Raw genomic sequence first — 16,248 nt, forward strand, 5'->3', positions numbered from 1 at the left:
GTCGTCAATGGCGCTTCGGCCACATCCCGCGGCGGCACAGACGGCCCAATCTCGACCGGCACCAACGGCGCTACACTCGTTTCACCGTGCTTGCAAAGCTCTTTGCGCCACCTGAACAGCTGGCTCACATGAAGGCCGGCCATGCGAGCCACCTCGGAAACAGTGGCTCCGGGCTCGAACGATGCTGCAACTAGCCGTTCCTTCTCATCCTGTGACCACCGACGCCGCCGCTCGACCGATGTGATCACCTCTGCCCGCGAAATCGTCATAGCGCTTCTCCTAGGATTACCCCTAGGACCTGCAGCGCTCGCGTCCGTCAAACAAGGCGGCCCTCAATGGAGGGATACCCTTCCTCTATGCGAGCATGAACCTGATCGGCTTCGACGACTGGAACGTGCTGATGTTGGCGGCAGACGAGCGCACCAGGCAAATGTGCGGCATCGCCGGCCATCCCGGCACCGTGCCTGCCGTCACCGACGTCGTGGCCAAGCACGTGACCGCATGGAAGGCGCGCCACGAGGCTGCGCTGGAATTATACGGCGTCACGGCCACCGGCGGCGAAGGCGGCATCACGCGCGAACAATATGAGACGGAGAAGGACACGCTGCGCCAGGAGATCGTCGACAAGGTCGGCTGGATGAAGCCGCGCATCATCGACGAGCTTGTGCGTATTCAGGGCTAAAACACCCGCCTCTCAATCCTGCCTGTCGCGGTGCCGCCGCGTCCGGTACTGGCGGCAATCCTGACACGGCGTGCCAAAGATCACCTGCGACGGATACGGCCGCGCAGAGTGCCACGGCGTCGAGCCGAACAGGCCCGCCGCCCCGAACCCTGCGCTGAAGGGATCGGCGGCAAAGCTGCCCGGGAAATAGCCGTTGCTGCGAAAATCGCGGTCGTCGTCCCGGCCGTCGAAATACGCGCCGCCGGTGTTGCCGTAGCGCAGCGGCCGCTCCTGTGCCGACGCCGCGGCCGCGCCGAGCGCGATGACGGCGCAGGCGATCAGTCCTCTGATGGCAGTCATGGCCAAAACCCTCATTGCGGATTGGTCCCCCAGTCGCCCTTCCAGGCGATCAGGCGACCCTTGCCGAATTGCAGATAGAGCCCGTCGCTGCGCCTCGACAGCACGCTGCCCCTGACATTGGGCAGCGCGACGAACAATTCATTGCCCGGCGTGCCGCGAACGTAATTCAGGGGAACGCCCAGCGATTGGCTGGCCTGGTCGGCGCTCATGCCGAAGGCAAGCGGAACGCCGTTCGCTGCGCGTTGCTGTGCCCGGGCTGTGCCGAGCGGCGCGCCCAGCGCGATGACGAGGGTAACGACGACGAGTGTGACGAACCGCTGCATGACCGACCTCATTGCACCGCCGCCGCAAGCGTGCCGGCGGGCGTCCAGCCGCCGCCGAGCGCCTGGAACAGGCTGCTCGCGGCGAGCAGCTTGTTGAGCCTCACCGTGACCAGGTTCAGTTCAGCCGTAAACAGCGTCTGCTGCGTCTGCAGCACGGTGATGAGATTGACCGTGCCACCGCGCAGCTGCGTCTCGGAGACCTCGAACGCCTTGCGTGAGCTCGCCACCACGTCGGACTGCAGCCGCTCCTGCAGCGTGAACTGTTGCAGCGCGATCAGCGCCTTCTCGACATCGGCGAAGGCCGACAGCACCGCCTTGCGATAGGCCTGGAGGAATTGCAATTGCTGGCCCTTGGCGAGCTTGAGCTGGCTTTCGAGCAGGAAGCCGTCGAACAGCGGCTGCGTCAGCCCGGCGGCAAGCGTGTAGTACCAGCCGCCCGGTGCAAACAGCGAGGCCAGCGCCACGCTCTGGAAGCCGGTGGTGCCGGTCAGCTGGATCTGCGGGAAGAACGCCGCGCGCGCCGCGTCGACGCTGAAATTGGAGGATGCGAGCTGCGCCTCGGCCTGGCGCACGTCAGGCCGCTGATAGAGCAGTTCCGACGGCATTCCCGGGGTCACGCGCGGCACCGCGATTTGCGTGGTGCTGCCGCCGCGCACCGTGAAATTGGCCGGCGCGCGCGCGACCAGCACGGCGAGCGAAGCGATGTTCTGCCCGACCGTCACCTCGAGCGGCGGGATCGCCGCGCGCTGCGTGGCAACCAGCGCCTCCTGCTGCGACAGATCGAGCTGCGAGGCGGTGCCGCCGGCGAACTGCGACTTGATCAAAGCGAGGATGCGCTCTGCCGCCGCCAGATTGCGCCGGGTGGCCTTGATCTGGTCCTGTGCCGCCAGCACCTGGAAATAGGTATTGGCAACCGTTGCCATCGTGGTCAGCGCGACCACCTCGCGATTGTAGCGGGCACTGGTGGCGCTCTCCTCCGACGCCGATAGCGTGGCGCGGTTCTTGCCCCAGAAATCGACGATATAGCTCGCGCTCAGCCCCAGGCTGTATTGCGAGAACGTCCCGCTCCCGCCGAGCGACGAACTCGATCCCGTGGCCACACGCTGACGCTCGGCATTGGCCGATCCGGAGATCGACGGCAGCAGCGCCGCGCCGGAGACGCCGACCTGGGCATCGGCCTGCACGATCTGGGCGATCGCCACCGCGATGTCGAGATTATAGAGCTGCGCGGACTCCATCAGCCCGATCAATTCGGGCGAGCGGAAACCGCGCCACCAGGCAAGCGCCGGAACTGCCGCGTCGACATCGCCCTTGGCGGCGGCGCGATAGCTCGCTGGCACTTCGAGACTGAGCTCGGGCTTCTCCGCCCCGGGAATGCACCCGGAGAGGCCAAGGCTCAGACCAAGGCTGAGGCCGCCGAACGCCCCTACGCGCAGCAACCGGACCGGTTTCCGCAACACCTGAAGATTTCGCAACGCTGCAACTGTCGGCATTTACTCGCCCGGTTGAAGTGAGGAGCCCGGCGTCCGCATGGCGCCGCCGCGGCGGACGCGCTGGGCCCACAAGCGGAACCGGTCGAGATAGAGGTAGATGACCGGCGTCGTATAGAGGGTCAGGACCTGGCTCAGGATCAGGCCGCCGACGATGGCGATGCCGAGCGGCTGCCGCAGCTCGCCGCCATCGCCCATGCCGATGGCGAGCGGCACCGCGCCGAGCAGCGCAGCCATCGTCGTCATCATGATCGGTCGGAAGCGCAGCAGGCATGCCTCTCTGATGGCCTCGAGCGGCTCCAGCCCGCGCTTGCGTTCTGCCTCCAGCGCAAAGTCGATCATCATGATGGCGTTCTTCTTCACAATGCCGATCAGCAGGATGACGCCGATCAGCGCCATGATACTGAACTCGGTCTTGAATGCCATCAGCGCCAGCAAGGCGCCCACACCCGCCGACGGCAATGTCGACAGGATTGTCAGCGGATGAACGAAGCTTTCGTAGAGCACGCCCAGCACGATGTAGATCGTCACCAGCGCTGCCAGGATCAGGAATGGCTGGTTGGCGAGCGAATCCTGGAACGCCTTCGCAGAGCCCTGGAAGGTGCCGCGGATCGTGGCCGGGACGCCGATCCGGTTCATGGTCGCCTCGATGCTTCCGACCGCGGTGCTCAGCGACACGTTTGGCGGCAGGTTGAACGAGATCGTGTTGGCGACCAGGAGGCCCTGGTGATTGACCGCAAGCGGCGTCGCGCCCTCTTTGAAGGCGGCGACGTCCGACAGCGGGATCATGGTCTCGCTGCTGGTAGAGACGGCCGAACCGGTCGAGGCCACGCCCTTCCCGGTCGACCCGATCGAATTGGTGGCCTGATTGCGTGCGGCCTGGGCATTGGCCGAATTGGCGGCGCTTGAGGTCCCCGGCGCCGCCACCGTGCCCGCCACCGCGTTGGTGGCCTCCGAGCCGCCGACCGATCCGCCCGACGTGCTGATATAAACGTCCTTTAGCGTCTGCGGGTTCTGCCAATAGCGCGGCGCGACCTCCATGATGACGTGGTACTGGTTGCGCGCGACATAGATGGTCGACACCTGCCGCTGGCCGAAGGCGTCGTAGAGGGTGTTGTCGATCTGGCTGACCGTGATGCCGAGCCGCGCCGCGGCGTCGCGGTCGATCACGAGATCGGACTCCAGGCCCTTGTTCTGCTGGTCGCTGTTGACGTCGGCCAGGTTCGGATCGCGCTGCAGGGCCGCCGCGATCTTCGGCGTCCATTCATTGAGCTCCTCCAGCGTCGATCCCTGCAGCGTGTACTGATACTGCGCGTTGGACTGCCGTCCGCCGACCCTGATGTCCTGCACCGCCTGCAGGAACAGGCTCGCGCCGGGCACCACCGACATCTCACGCCGCAGCCGCGAGATCACGCCGTCGGCGCCGATCTTGCGCTGGTCGAGCGGACGCAGCGAGACGAACACGAAGCCGGAATTGGTTTGCCCGCCGCCGGTAAAGCCGACCACCGTCTCCACCGCCGGATCGCGCTTGATGATGCCGACGAACTGCGCGAGCTTCTGCTGCATCAGCTGGAACGAGACGCTCTGGTCGGCCTGGATCGAGCCGACCAGCCGCCCGGTATCCTGCTGCGGGAAGAAGCCCTTCGGAATCACGTCGTAGAGATAGAAGTTGAGGCCGAACACCGCCGCCAAGATCAGCATCACCGACTGCGGATGCGCCAGCGCTGCGGTCAGCGTCCTGCGGTAGAAATTCAGCATCGCCTCGAAGAAGCGCTCGCTGGCCCAATAGAGCCGCCCGTGGCCGCCTTTGTCCGGCTCGAGCAGTACCGCGCACATCATCGGCGTGGTCGAGAGCGAGACCGCGAGCGAGATCAGGATCGAGATCGAGATCGTCATCGCAAATTCGCGGAACAGCCGGCCGACGATGCCCTGCATCAGCAGGATCGGGATGAACACCGCGATCAGCGAGATGCTCATCGACAGCACCGTGAAGCCGACCTCGTTGGCGCCCTTCAACGCCGCCTCGAGCGGGCTCAAGCCGTCCTCGATGTAGCGGGTCACGTTCTCCAGCACCACGATGGCATCGTCGACCACGAAGCCGGTCGCGACCGTCAGCGCCATCAGGGACAGATTATCCAGGCTGTAGCCGAACAGGTACATCGCCCCGAAGGTTGCAACCAGCGACACCGAGACCGCCACGACGGGAATGAATGTGGCGCGCGCACTGCGCAGGAACGCGAACACCACGATGATGACCAGCAGCACGGCCAGGACGAGGGTCCGCTCCACGTCCCTGAGCGAGGTGCGGATGGTGGTCGAGCGGTCCACGGCAAGGCCGATGTCGATCGCCGGCGAAATCGAGGCTTGCAGCTGCGGCATCAGCCCCTTCACCAGGTCAACGGTACTGATGATGTTGGCGTTCGGCTGGCGGTAGAGGATGAGCAGCACCGCGGGCTTGCCGTTGGCGAGCCCGGCGTTGCGCAAATTCTCGACGCCGTCGGTCACCTCGCCGACATCGGAGACGCGGACCGGCGCGCCATTGCGATAGGCCACGATCAGCGGCTTGTAGTCGTCGGCCTTGTTGGCCTGGTCGTTGGCATAGACCTGGTAGCGCTGGTCGCCGACATCGATGCCGCCCTTCGGGCTGTGGGCGTTGGCACTCGACAGCGCCGCCCGGACATCCTCCAGCCCGATGCCGTATTTGTAGAGCGCCTGCGGGATCAGGTCGACGCGGACGGCGGGCAGCGAGCTGCCGCCGACCACGACCTCGCCGATGCCCTCGACCTGCGACAGCTTCTGCGCCAGCACCGTGGACGCGGCATCGTAGAGAGCGCCGCGCGTCAGCGTGTCCGACGTCAGGGTCAGGATCAGGATCGGCGCGTCGGCCGGATTGACCTTGCGGTAGGTCGGATTGCTGCGCAGGCTGGTCGGCAGATCGGCCCGCGCCGCGTTGATCGCGGCCTGCACGTCGCGCGCCGCGCCGTCGATGTCACGATTGAGGTTGAACTGCAGCGTGATCCGGGTTTGGCCGACCGAGCTCGACGACGTCATCTCGCTGACGTCGGCGATCTGGCCGAGATGCCGCTCCAGCGGGCTGGCGACCGTGGTCGCGACGTCCTGCGGGCTGGCGCCGGGCAGCGTCGCCTGCACCGAGATGGTCGGAAAATCCACCTGCGGCAGCGGCGACACCGGCAGCTTGAAGAACGCGACAATGCCGGCGGCCGCAAGTCCGAAGGTCAACAACGTGGTTGCGACGGGCCGGCGGATGAAGGGCGTTGACGGATCCATGGTTCAACGCGACTCGCTCGCCTCGCCGACCTCGTCCGACCGCCCGGCAAACCGCAGCGCGAGGCGATCGAACCAGAGATAGATCACCGGCGTCGTGAACAGCGTCAGCAGCTGACTGAGCAAAAGGCCGCCGACGATGGAGATGCCGAGCGGATGCCGCAGCTCGGAGCCGGCGCCGCTGCCGAGCATCAGCGGCAGCGCGCCGAGCACTGCGGCCATCGTCGTCATGATGATCGGCCGGAACCGCAACAGGCAGGCCTGGTAGATCGCCTCGCGCGGCGGCTTGCCCTCGTTGCGCTCGGCATCGAGCGCGAAGTCGATCATCATGATCGCGTTCTTCTTCACGATACCGATCAAGAGGATGATGCCGATGATCGCAATGATCGTGAGATCCTGCCCGGCCATCATCAGCGCCAGCAACGCGCCGATGCCGGCCGAGGGCAGCGTGGAGAGGATGGTCAGCGGATGGATGAAGCTCTCATAGAGCACGCCGAGCACGATATAGACCGTGATGATCGCGGCCAGAATCAGAAACAGCTGATTTGAGAGCGACGACTGGAACGCCAGCGCCGCGCCCTGGAAGCTCGTGATCATGCCGAGCGGCTGGTTGATGTCGGCCTGCGCCTGCTTGATCGCGGTCACCGCGCCGCCGAGCGAGGCGCCCGGCGCCAGATTGAACGAGACGGTTGCCGAAGGGAATTGGCCGAGATGCGATACCTGCAGCGGCGCGGTCTCGACCCGCATCTTGGCCATCACCGACAGCGGCACCGGCGTCGAGCCCACCGATGACGGCAGATAGATCGACGACAGCGAGTCCAGCGAATTCTGCAGCGACGGGTCGGCCTCCAGGATCACGCGGTACTGGTTCGAATTGGTGAACACGGTGGAGACGATGCGCTGGCCGTAGGAATCGTACAGAGCGTTGTCGATGGTGGCCGGCGTAATGCCGAACCGCGCGGCCTGGTCGCGGTCGATGTCCACAAACACCGAGAGCCCCTGCGCCGAGATGTCGCTTGTGACGTCGCTTAGTTCAGGCAATTCCCTGAGCTTGTCGACCAGCTTCGGCGTCCATTCCGCGAGCTCGTTCGGATCGGCGTCCTGCAGGATGAATTGGTACTGCGTCCGGCTCACCGTGCCCTCGATGGTGAGGTCCTGGACCGGCTGCATATAGAGCGTGATGCCGGTCAGCGCGGCCGTGCTCGCCTTGATCCGGTCCATGATCGTCGCGACGCCGGCCTTGCGCTGCTCATGCGGCTTCAGATTGATCAGGATACGGCCGCTGTTGAGCGTGGTGTTGGTGCCGTCGACGCCGATGAAGGACGACAGACTTTCCACGTCCGGATCCTTCAGGATCGCGCTGGCGAGCCGCTGCTGCCGCTCAGCCATCGCAGCATAGGACACCGATTGCGGCGCCTCCGAGATCGCCTGGATCACGCCGGTGTCCTGCAGTGGAAAGAAGCCCTTGGGGATGACGATGTAGAGCAGCGCGGTCAGCCCAAAGGTGGCGAGCGCGACCAACAGCACCAGCGTCTGGCGATCCAGCACCCAGTTGAGCATCCGGGCATAGATCGCGATGACGTAATCGAACCCTTCCCGGCTGAGCCGCTGGAAGGTGTTCTCGCGTGTCATGCTTTCCGGCTTCAGGAGCTTGGCGCAGGCCATCGGCACCAGTGTCAGCGACACCACGGCGGAGATCAGGATCGTGACCGACAGCGTGATCGCGAATTCGCGGAACAGGCGGCCGACGACATCGCCCATGAACAGCAGCGGGATCAGCACCGCGATCAGCGACACCGTCAGCGAGATGATGGTGAAGCCGATCTGCTCGGAGCCGCGCAGCGCCGCCTCAAGTGGCGTTTCGCCCTCCTCGATGTAGCGCGAGATGTTCTCGATCACGACGATGGCGTCGTCGACCACGAAGCCGGTCGCGATCGTCAGCGCCATCAGCGACAGATTGTTCAGGCTGAAGCCGAACAGATACATCGCCCCGAGCGTGCCGACCAGCGACAGCGGCACCGACAGGCTCGGGATCAGCGTGGCGCGGGTCGAGCGCAGGAACACGAAGATCACCAGCACGACCAGGACGACCGCGAGCGACAGCTCATACTCGACGTCGCGGACCGAGGCGCGGATCGTGACGGTCCGGTCGGTCAGGATGTTGAGGTCGATCGCGGCCGGCAGCGTGGCCTGGAGCTGCGGCAGCAGCGCCTTGATGCCCTGGACCACCGAGATGACGTTGGCGCCGGGCTGGCGCTGGATGTTGAGGATGATCGCCGGCGTCTCGTTCATCCAGGCGCCGAGCTTGTCGTTCTGCGCGCCGTCGATGACGTTGCCGACGTCGCTGAGCCGGACCGGCGAGCCGTTCTTGTAGGCGATGATCAGCGACCGGTAGTCGCTGGCATTGCGGATCTGGTCGTTGGCGTTGATGGTGTAGGCGCGCATCGCGCCGTCGAAATTGCCCTTCGGCGTGTTGACATTGGCGTTGCCGAGCGTGGTGCGGAGATCGTCGATGTTGAGGCCATAGGCCGCGAGCTTGCGGATGTCGGCCTGGATGCGCACCGCGGGCCGCTGGCCGCCGCTGATGCTGACGAGGCCGACACCAGGCAGCTGCGAGATCTTCTGCGCCAGCCGCGTGTCGACGAAATCGTTGACCTGCGTCAGCGGCATGGTCTTCGAGGTCAGGCCGAGCGTGAGGATCGGCGCGTCGGCCGGGTTGACCTTGGCGTAGATCGGCGGCGCCGGCAGGTCCGACGGCAACAGATTGCCCGCGGCATTGATCGCGGCCTGCACCTCCTGCTCGGCGACGTCGAGCGAGATCGACAGGCCGAACTGCAGCGTGATCACCGACGAGCCGGCCGAGCTCACCGAGCTCATCTGGTTCAAGTTCGGCATCTGGCCGAACTGCACCTCGAGCGGCGCCGTCACCGACGAGGTCATCACGTCGGGGCTCGCGCCCGGATAGAAGGTCTGCACCTGGATGGTCGGATAGTCGACTTCCGGCAGCGCCGCGACGGGCAGGAATCTGAACGCCAGCATGCCCGACAGCATGATGGCAATCATCATCAGGGTCGTCGCCACCGGCCGCAGGATGAATGGCCGAGACGGGTTCATTTCGTCTGCCCGTCCTCGGAACGCTTGCGGTGGCCGCCTCCCGCCTTGTCGGGTTCGGCGCCGCCCTTGCTATCTCCCATCGCCGCGCCGTTCGCGCCACCCGTCGCCGCGCCCTTGGCCGCAGCGGCCGGGTTCGCGGCATCGGCGGCGGAGCGCACGATCACCTTGGCGCCCTCGCGCAACTTGTCGGCGCCATCGATCACGATGCGGTCGCCGGGCACCAGCCCCGTGAGCACCTCGACCCGGTCGCCGTCGGTGACGCCGAGCTTGACCGGGCGCACCGAGACCGTGCTGTCGGCGTTGACGAGATAGACAAAGGTGCCGGGGACGCCGCGCTGGATGCCGGCGGTCGGCATCGTGGTGGCGTCCTTGTGGGTATCGAGCAGCAGGCGGATGTTGACGAACTGGTTCGGATACAGCGTGCGCTTGTCGTTCTCGAACTGGGCGCGCAGCTTGATCGTGCCGGTGGTCGCGTCGATCTGGCTGTCGAAGGTCTGCAGCGATCCGTCGGCGAGCTTGTTGGCGCTGCTGCGGTCATAGGCCGCAGTCGGCAGCACGGCGCCTTCCTTCAGCCGCTTGGCGACCGCCTGCAGATTGTCCTCCGGCAGCGTGAACAGCACGCTGATCGGCTCGAGCTGCGTGATCACGACAAGGCCGTTGGTGTCGCCCGGCGTCACATAGTTGCCGAGGTCGACCTGGCGCAGGCCCACGCGTCCGTTGATCGGCGACACGATGTGGCAATATTGCAAATTCACCTCGGCGGACTTCACCGAGGCGCGGTCGGCTTCGACAGTGCCCTGATACTGCGCGACCAGCGCGACCTGGGTGTCGAGCGTCTGGTGCGGCACCGCGTTCTGCGTGGCGAGGTTCTGGTAGCGGGTGAGATCGACCTGGGCACCCTTCAGCTGCGCCTCGTCGCGCGCCAGAGTGCCCTTGGCCTGCGCCAGCGTCGCCTCATAGGGCCGCGAATCGATCTCGGCGATCAGGTCGCCCTTCTTGACCTCGTCGCCCTCCTTGAAATCGATCTTCATCAGGTAGCCGCTGATCTGGCTCCTGATCGTCACGGTGGCGAGCGACGTCACGGTGCCCAGCGCATTGAGGCTGACGCCGATATCGCCCTTGCCGACGGTCTCCGGCACGATCGACATCGGCCCGGCATTGCGGCCGCCGCCGGCCTGTTGCGGCGGGCTTTGCTGGCGCGTCCACCAGACGATGCCGGCAAGCACCGCCAGCACGAGAAATCCGGTCAAAATCCCTCGGCCGCGCGACGTTCGCCTGACCGGCTCGGGCGCGACGATCGACGGGTCTTTTATATGCTGGTCCATAACTTGCCCACGAAGAAACACGAAAGAGCTCGCGCGACTCTATGTGTCCCCTGAGATCCGCGCGCGCCACATTCGGGAAGCATTTTGATCGCTTCCGCCAGACAAAGCGCGTTAAGAATCGGAAAGGAAAGTCCCTCCTTCCCGGCCGGCCGCTGTTTCCCGCTGGATTGTGGCTATTTTACCCGATCGTTTGTAACCAGGGCAACACGATCAGCAACAATCCGGCAAAGTAGATCGCGCCGAAGATCAGCCCGAACTTCCAGAAGTCGCCTTTGCCGATATAGCCGCTGCCGTAATACATCGGCGCCGGTCCCGTGGCGTAGGGCGAGATCACGCCCATCAGCCCGAGCGAATAGACACACAGCAGCATCAGGGTCTGCACCGAGAGCCCGGGAATACTGGAGCCAACGGCGAGCACCACCGGCAGCACGGCAGCGGCGTGCGAGGTGATGCTCGAGAAGAAGTAATGGATCCAGAAGAAGAACGAGACGAGCAGGATCATTCCGACGAACGGCGACATCCCGGCAAGCGGCTTCGCGTAGCCTTCGGCCACCCATTTGATGAAGCCGATTTCGTTGAGGCCTGACGACAGCGTGAGCAGCGAGGTGAAATAGAAGAATACCTCCCACGCGCTCTTCTCGGCGACGATGTCCTCGAACGCGATCACGCCCGTGAGCAGCATCAGCGAGATCACGACGAACACCACCGTGGTCGCGTTGATGAAGTTCGAGCCGAGCAGCGGCACGCTGATATTGGGATTGGAGCCGCAGATCCACAGGAACATCGCGAGCAGCACCAGCACCGCCATGATCCATTCGTGCCGCGACGGCGGGCCCATCTTGGTGAGCTCGCCCTCGCTCCAGGTCACGATCTCCGGGCTCTCCTTGATCTCGGGCCGGCAGATCACGTAGCTCAATAGCGGCACCAGCAGCAGCAGAAGGATACCGAGCGGCGCGAAGCCGATGAACCATTGCGACCAGCCGACCTCGATATTGACCAGCTTCTTGGCGATCGAGAGCGCGGCGGCGTTCGGCGCCAGCGCGGTGAGAAACAGCGAGCTGGTCACGGCCGTGGTCGCAAACGCCGTCCACATCACGAAGGTGCCGATCTTGCCCGCGGTCGGACCGGGCTCGGAGCCATAGATGCGCGGGATGTTGCTGACGATCGGATAGATCGTGCCGCCGGAGCGTGCGGTATTGGACGGCGTTGCCGGTGCCAGCACGAGATCGGAGAACGCCACCGCATAGCCGAGCCCGATGGTGCGGCGGCCGAGGCCGCGCACCAGGAGCAGCGCCAGCCGGCGGCCGAGCCCGCTCTTGCGGTAGCCGATCGAGAACACGAAGGCGCCGACGATCAGCCACACCGTGCTCTCGGAAAAGCCGCCGAGCATCCAGCGCAGCGACTTGTTCGGATCGGGCTCGACATAGCCGCCGACGCCGGCGACCGTCAGGCCGATCAGGCCAACCGCGCCGACCGGCATCGATTCCAGGATCAGCCCGGTGATCACGGCGGCGAACACCGCGAAATAGTGCCACTGGTTGGCGTTCAGCCCCGCCGGCACCGGGACCAGATAAATCACCAGCCAGACCAGCAACGGCGCAAATGTCCGCCATGACCACTTCATGCAGCGTCCCCCTCAGCTGTGTCGATTGTCGGGCGTGCAAACCGCCATGTCCCGGACGGCGCCGCCATCTTTTTGTTGCAATGTAGCACGGTCGCGCAGTCCGTCTCGGGAAACTGCAGCCGAACGGCGCGGCCTGTGGAGGAACCGGCGCGTCTCGTCAACACCGTGCGACACCCGAGGGCCCCCCCATCGCAAGACCACGCACGCTTTGCTATTCTCGTGACCATGACGTCACGAGACTCCGCCTCCTCCGAAATCACGCCCGAGGTGCTGCTGCGCGCCTATGCCTGCGGCATCTTCCCGATGGCGGAGAGCGCCGACGACCCGACCCTGTTCTGGGTCGAGCCCGAATTGCGCGGCGTGATTCCGTTCGATGGCTTCCGTATCGCCTCCCGCCTGGCGCGCACCGTGCGCTCGGATGCGTTCACGATCACCGTCGATACCGCGTTCAAGGCCGTGATCGCCGGCTGCGCGGCACCGCAGCCCGGCCGCGACGACACCTGGATCAACAAGCGCATCCGCGACCTCTATCTCGGGCTGCACGCGTCAGGCCATTGCCACAGCGTCGAGGTCTGGCAGGACGACAATTTGGTCGGCGGGCTCTATGGCGTCAGCCTTGGCCGCGCCTTCTTCGGCGAAAGCATGTTCCACACCACACGCGATGCGTCGAAGGTCGCACTGGTGCATCTGGTGGCACGACTGATCGCGGGCGGGTTCGAGCTGCTCGACACGCAATATGTGACCGAGCATTTGAAGACGTTCGGCGCGATCGAAATCTCGCGGCGCCGCTATCGCACGCTGCTCGACAAGGCGATCACTGGCACGCCGGCGGATTTCGGCAAGCTCGACGCGACGCAACCGGTGAAGGGCGAGCAGGCGCTGGCGATCATCGCGGCGCGCAATTAAGGGCTCGTGTCCCGGACGCGGGACCCATCTCACTCATTCCCATCGGAAGCATAGGCCCCGGCCCAGCAGCGCATCACTTCGCGCTGTGCTGCGTCTGGGGCACGAGACCGCGTCTAGTTTCCGAACAATCCGCCGAACAAACCGCCCGGCCGCTGCTGCTGGGGCGGTGGAGGTGGCGGCTGCTGCTGGTATTGCGGCTGCGGCGGCGGACGCGGCGCGGCCTGCTTCGGCGGCGCGCGCTTCTGGGCCGGCGGCGGTGGCGGCGTCGGTGCCTTCGGCGGGTCGGGCGCGGCGGTCACGATGGTCTGGTCCGGCCCTTTGCAGTCGGTCAGCCAGATGTCGTAGATCGGATGCTCGACGCCATGCAGGCCGGGGCTAGCCGCGAACATCCAGCCCGAGAATATCCGCTTCACCTCGCCCTGCAGCGTGATCTCGTCGACCTCGACAAATGCGTCGGTGTTGGCGGCTTCGGTCGACGGCCGCGTGTAGCAGGCATCGGTCTTCACCCGCAGCGCGCCGAACTGCACGGTCTCGCCGATTTCCTCGTCGAAATTGATGATGCGGCCAGTGATCTTGTCGAGGCCGGAGAAGCTCGCCTTCTTGTTGGTGATCTTGGTCGAGGGCGGCTCCTGGACCACCTCGTCGCCCGGCTGCAGCGCCGCCGGCGTCTGCGGCGGAGTGCCCTGTGGAGCCCCCTGTGGCGTGCCCTTGGGTTGACGTTGCCCCGGCGGCAGGCCCGGCAAGGGATTTGCGCCGGGCGGCGTATTGGCAACGGCAGGACCGCCGGGCTGCGGCGGCTGCACGGCAACGCCGGGCTGGGTGCCCGGCGGAGCGACCGTGGTGCCGGGCGGCGGCGCCAAAGGCTGCGACTGCACACTGCCGGGCGGCGGAACCGCCTGCCCTGGTGGCAACGCCCGCGGCTGCGTCGGCAGCAGGCGGCCGCGCGGCAATTCCGGCACTTCCTCGTCGTCGTCGCTGGGTGGCTGCACCTGACCGCGCGGGATCGAGCCCGGCGGACGCGGCGCGGGATCGGAGAAAATCGTTCCGATCTGCGCGCGCGCGGGCGGCGCAAGCGAGATGGTTGAGGCGGCAACCAAGGCCGCAAAGCCAGTCAGGGCAATGGTTCGAAGCATCTCGCGCGGCTTTAAAAGGCGAATCGGGCTCGCGACATTGTACCTTGATATCGGCCGCTCGCAGGGCACCGGTTAACACGCCAAATAGGGCGGGGAAAGGGCGGGTCCGGCGCCCTCCCCGGCGCTCTGGTCAGCCACCGGTCTGACACTGGTAAGCCCCGGGGACACGTGGGATAGTCAGCACGCAAAAGCCGCGCGGCGACGCGCGAAAATCAGGAAAATCCGGATCGAACCGGACCAGCCAGAGGAAACCCAGACATGCCCGATCGCATCAGGCTCGACGGCCGGGTTGCCGTCGTCACCGGGGCTGCTGGCGTCATCGGAACCGCCACGCTTCATCTGCTCGCCGAACGGGGTGCGCGGATTGTCGCAGTCGACCGCAAGGAGGCCGATCTGTCGGCGGCCCTCACGGAGCTGCCGGCCTCGGCCGAGGCGCTGGCGATCGCAGCCGACGTCACCGACGAAAGCGAGGTCAAGGATTATGTCCGCGCCGCCGTCGACCGCTTCGGCACCATCGACGCCTTCTACAACAACGCCGGCATCGAGGGCGACATCAAGCCGATCCCGGAATATTCGCTGGAGAGCTTTCGCCGGGTGCTCGACGTCAATGTCGTCGGCGTCTTCCTCGGTATGAAATACGTACTGCCGGTGATGCTGAAGCAGAACAGGGGCAGCATCATCAACACCGCCTCGATCGCGGGCCTGATGGGATCGCCGATGATCGCGGTCTATAGCGCGAGCAAGCACGCGGTGATCGGACTGACCAAGAGTGCGGCCTGGGAATGCTCCGGCACCGGCGTGCGCGTCAATTGCGTCTGTCCCGGCATGATCGACAGCCGCATGCTGAGCACGATCCTGCAGGGCCGCAGTGGCGGCAACGCCCCGCCGCCTGTCGAGAAGATCGTCGACCGCATCCCGGCGCGCCGGCTCGGGCTCGCAAGCGAGGTCGCCTCCATCGTCGCGTTCCTTGCCTCCGATGAGGCGAGCTACGTCTCCGGCTCCGCCTACACCGTCGATGGCGGCCGCACCGCCGCGTAACACTTCAGTCCAGCATCGCAAGAAGGTTTGTCGTCCATGCCCGTCGTTCTCGATCCCGATGCCGCCGCTGTCTACAAGGCCTTCCAGGAGGCCGGCCGCCCCGCCTATGAGACGCTGACCGCACCGGAAGCGCGCGAATATTATCGAGCCGCCCGCGTCGTCTCCAACCCCGAGCCGCCGGCGCTGGAATCCAGCAAGCCGCTTTCGATCCCGGCGCCGCACGGCACCATCCCGGCGCGCATCTACACGCCGAGGACGCTGCGCAAGACCGACGGGCTGGTGCCGTGCCTGGTGTTCTTCCATGGTGGCGGCTGGGTGATCGGCGATCTCGATACCCATGAGGTGGTCTGCCAGAAGCTTGCCCATGAGGGCGAGCTGATCGTGATCTCGGTGGACTATCGGCTGGCACCCGAGCACCGCTTCCCCGCCGCGGTGGATGACGCCGTTACCGCGACCCGATGGGTCGCCGCCAATGCAAAGAGCCTCGGTGTCGACGCCGCGCGGCTGATCGTCGGCGGCGACAGCGCCGGCGGTAATCTTGCGGCTGTGGTTGCGCTCACCGCCCGTGACGGCGGACCGAAGCTTGCCGCCCAGCTGCTGATCTATCCCGCGACGGAGTTTTCGCGAAAGCATCCCTCGCATCGCGAGCCCGAGACCAGCATCCTCCTGACGCATTCGGTGATCGGCTGGTTCGCCAACCACTATCTCGGCGGCGCCGACGGCAGCGACTGGCGCGTCTCACCGGCGCGCGCGACAAGCTTTGCCGGACTGCCGCCGGCCTATGTGCTGACCGCCGGCGCCGATCCGCTGCGCGACGAAGGCGACGAGTACGCGAAATTCCTCAAGGACGCCGGCGTGCCCGTCACCTACCGGCATTTCCCCGGCCAATTCCATGGCTTCTTCACCATGGGCAAGCTGCTCAATCAGGCCAATGTCGCGGTGTCAGAGATCAGCGCCTGGCTGAAGACGCTGGGCTGACGGCCGGCCGG

General features: G+C 65.8%; 13 protein-coding genes. 4 read left to right on the forward strand and 9 right to left on the reverse strand.

Going from position 1 to position 16,248, the window contains the following annotated elements; genetic code table 11:
* Window positions 1-269: transposase (locus K359_RS0127315; protein WP_029082167.1), on the reverse strand; the 269-nt coding region annotated here is incomplete at its 3' end.
* Between the two features lie 95 nt (window positions 270-364).
* On the opposite strand from K359_RS0127315, the gene K359_RS0127320 reads away from it, so the two are divergent.
* Window positions 365-682: a hypothetical protein gene (locus tag K359_RS0127320; protein WP_029082168.1), complete on the forward strand. Its 318-nt coding sequence runs from the start codon at window positions 365-367 to the stop codon at window positions 680-682.
* 12 nt (window positions 683-694) lie between these two features.
* Here K359_RS0127320 and K359_RS0127325 read toward each other — a convergent pair whose 3' ends face one another.
* The 7 genes from K359_RS0127325 to K359_RS0127355 form a co-directional block, all read right to left on the reverse strand.
* Complete coding sequence (locus tag K359_RS0127325) at window positions 695-1,021, reverse strand: BA14K family protein (protein WP_245284731.1); 327 nt, start codon at window positions 1,019-1,021, stop codon at window positions 695-697.
* Between the two features lie 11 nt (window positions 1,022-1,032).
* Window positions 1,033-1,344: a hypothetical protein gene (locus tag K359_RS0127330; RefSeq protein ID WP_029082170.1), complete on the reverse strand. Its 312-nt coding sequence runs from the start codon at window positions 1,342-1,344 to the stop codon at window positions 1,033-1,035.
* Between the two features lie 8 nt (window positions 1,345-1,352).
* Window positions 1,353-2,804 carry an efflux transporter outer membrane subunit gene (locus K359_RS0127335; RefSeq protein ID WP_029082171.1) on the reverse strand — a complete coding sequence of 484 codons (1,452 nt, stop codon included), beginning with the start codon at window positions 2,802-2,804 and terminating at the stop codon, window positions 1,353-1,355.
* A 33-nt stretch (window positions 2,805-2,837) separates the two neighbouring features.
* Window positions 2,838-6,122 carry an efflux RND transporter permease subunit gene (locus K359_RS0127340; protein WP_029082172.1) on the reverse strand — a complete coding sequence of 1,095 codons (3,285 nt, stop codon included), beginning with the start codon at window positions 6,120-6,122 and terminating at the stop codon, window positions 2,838-2,840.
* 3 nt (window positions 6,123-6,125) lie between these two features.
* The gene (locus K359_RS0127345; protein ID WP_029082173.1) at window positions 6,126-9,233 is read right to left on the reverse strand and encodes an MdtB/MuxB family multidrug efflux RND transporter permease subunit; all 3,108 of its coding nucleotides are present in this window, start codon (window positions 9,231-9,233) and stop codon (window positions 6,126-6,128) included.
* Window positions 9,230-10,558, reverse strand: coding sequence for an MdtA/MuxA family multidrug efflux RND transporter periplasmic adaptor subunit (locus tag K359_RS0127350; protein ID WP_051346441.1), 1,329 nt, complete (start codon window positions 10,556-10,558; stop codon window positions 9,230-9,232). Before K359_RS0127350 ends, K359_RS0127345 begins: the two co-directional genes overlap by 4 nt.
* A gap of 178 nt (window positions 10,559-10,736) precedes the next feature.
* Window positions 10,737-12,182 carry a DASS family sodium-coupled anion symporter gene (locus K359_RS0127355; protein WP_029082175.1) on the reverse strand — a complete coding sequence of 482 codons (1,446 nt, stop codon included), beginning with the start codon at window positions 12,180-12,182 and terminating at the stop codon, window positions 10,737-10,739.
* 225 nt (window positions 12,183-12,407) lie between these two features.
* Here K359_RS0127355 and aat point away from each other — a divergent pair, with 225 nt between their 5' ends.
* Window positions 12,408-13,088, forward strand: coding sequence for a leucyl/phenylalanyl-tRNA--protein transferase (gene aat / locus K359_RS0127360; protein ID WP_029082176.1), 681 nt, complete (start codon window positions 12,408-12,410; stop codon window positions 13,086-13,088).
* A gap of 113 nt (window positions 13,089-13,201) precedes the next feature.
* Here aat and K359_RS0127365 read toward each other — a convergent pair whose 3' ends face one another.
* The gene (locus tag K359_RS0127365) at window positions 13,202-14,221 is read right to left on the reverse strand and encodes a DUF2155 domain-containing protein (RefSeq protein WP_051346442.1); all 1,020 of its coding nucleotides are present in this window, start codon (window positions 14,219-14,221) and stop codon (window positions 13,202-13,204) included.
* Between the two features lie 258 nt (window positions 14,222-14,479).
* On the opposite strand from K359_RS0127365, the gene K359_RS0127370 reads away from it, so the two are divergent.
* Window positions 14,480-15,259 (forward strand): SDR family NAD(P)-dependent oxidoreductase, encoded by a 780-nt coding sequence (locus tag K359_RS0127370; RefSeq protein WP_029082178.1) that lies wholly within the window; start codon window positions 14,480-14,482, stop codon window positions 15,257-15,259.
* Window positions 15,260-15,295: 36 nt separating this feature from the next.
* Window positions 15,296-16,237: an alpha/beta hydrolase gene (locus tag K359_RS0127375; protein ID WP_029082179.1), complete on the forward strand. Its 942-nt coding sequence runs from the start codon at window positions 15,296-15,298 to the stop codon at window positions 16,235-16,237.
* Window positions 16,238-16,248: the final 11 nt, after the last annotated feature.

Origin of the sequence: Bradyrhizobium sp. th-b2, from assembly GCF_000426785.1 — a bacterium.
Classification (GTDB): Bacteria; Pseudomonadota; Alphaproteobacteria; order Rhizobiales; family Xanthobacteraceae; genus Bradyrhizobium; species Bradyrhizobium septentrionale.

What these genes read in the sequence shown, in the direction of transcription:
- K359_RS0127365 (WP_051346442.1), bottom strand. Translation starts at nt 14,221, where the DNA reads ATGCTTCGAACCATTGCCCTGACTGGCTTTGCGGCCTTGGTTGCCGCC.
- K359_RS0127355 (WP_029082175.1), bottom strand. Translation starts at nt 12,182, where the DNA reads ATGAAGTGGTCATGGCGGACATTTGCGCCGTTGCTGGTCTGGCTGGTG.
- K359_RS0127370 (WP_029082178.1), top strand. Translation starts at nt 14,480, where the DNA reads ATGCCCGATCGCATCAGGCTCGACGGCCGGGTTGCCGTCGTCACCGGG.
- K359_RS0127320 (WP_029082168.1), top strand. Translation starts at nt 365, where the DNA reads ATGAACCTGATCGGCTTCGACGACTGGAACGTGCTGATGTTGGCGGCA.
- K359_RS0127375 (WP_029082179.1), top strand. Translation starts at nt 15,296, where the DNA reads ATGCCCGTCGTTCTCGATCCCGATGCCGCCGCTGTCTACAAGGCCTTC.
- K359_RS0127340 (WP_029082172.1), bottom strand. Translation starts at nt 6,122, where the DNA reads ATGGATCCGTCAACGCCCTTCATCCGCCGGCCCGTCGCAACCACGTTG.
- K359_RS0127330 (WP_029082170.1), bottom strand. Translation starts at nt 1,344, where the DNA reads ATGCAGCGGTTCGTCACACTCGTCGTCGTTACCCTCGTCATCGCGCTG.
- K359_RS0127325 (WP_245284731.1), bottom strand. Translation starts at nt 1,021, where the DNA reads ATGACTGCCATCAGAGGACTGATCGCCTGCGCCGTCATCGCGCTCGGC.
- K359_RS0127345 (WP_029082173.1), bottom strand. Translation starts at nt 9,233, where the DNA reads ATGAACCCGTCTCGGCCATTCATCCTGCGGCCGGTGGCGACGACCCTG.
- K359_RS0127350 (WP_051346441.1), bottom strand. Translation starts at nt 10,558, where the DNA reads ATGGACCAGCATATAAAAGACCCGTCGATCGTCGCGCCCGAGCCGGTC.
- aat (WP_029082176.1), top strand. Translation starts at nt 12,408, where the DNA reads ATGACGTCACGAGACTCCGCCTCCTCCGAAATCACGCCCGAGGTGCTG.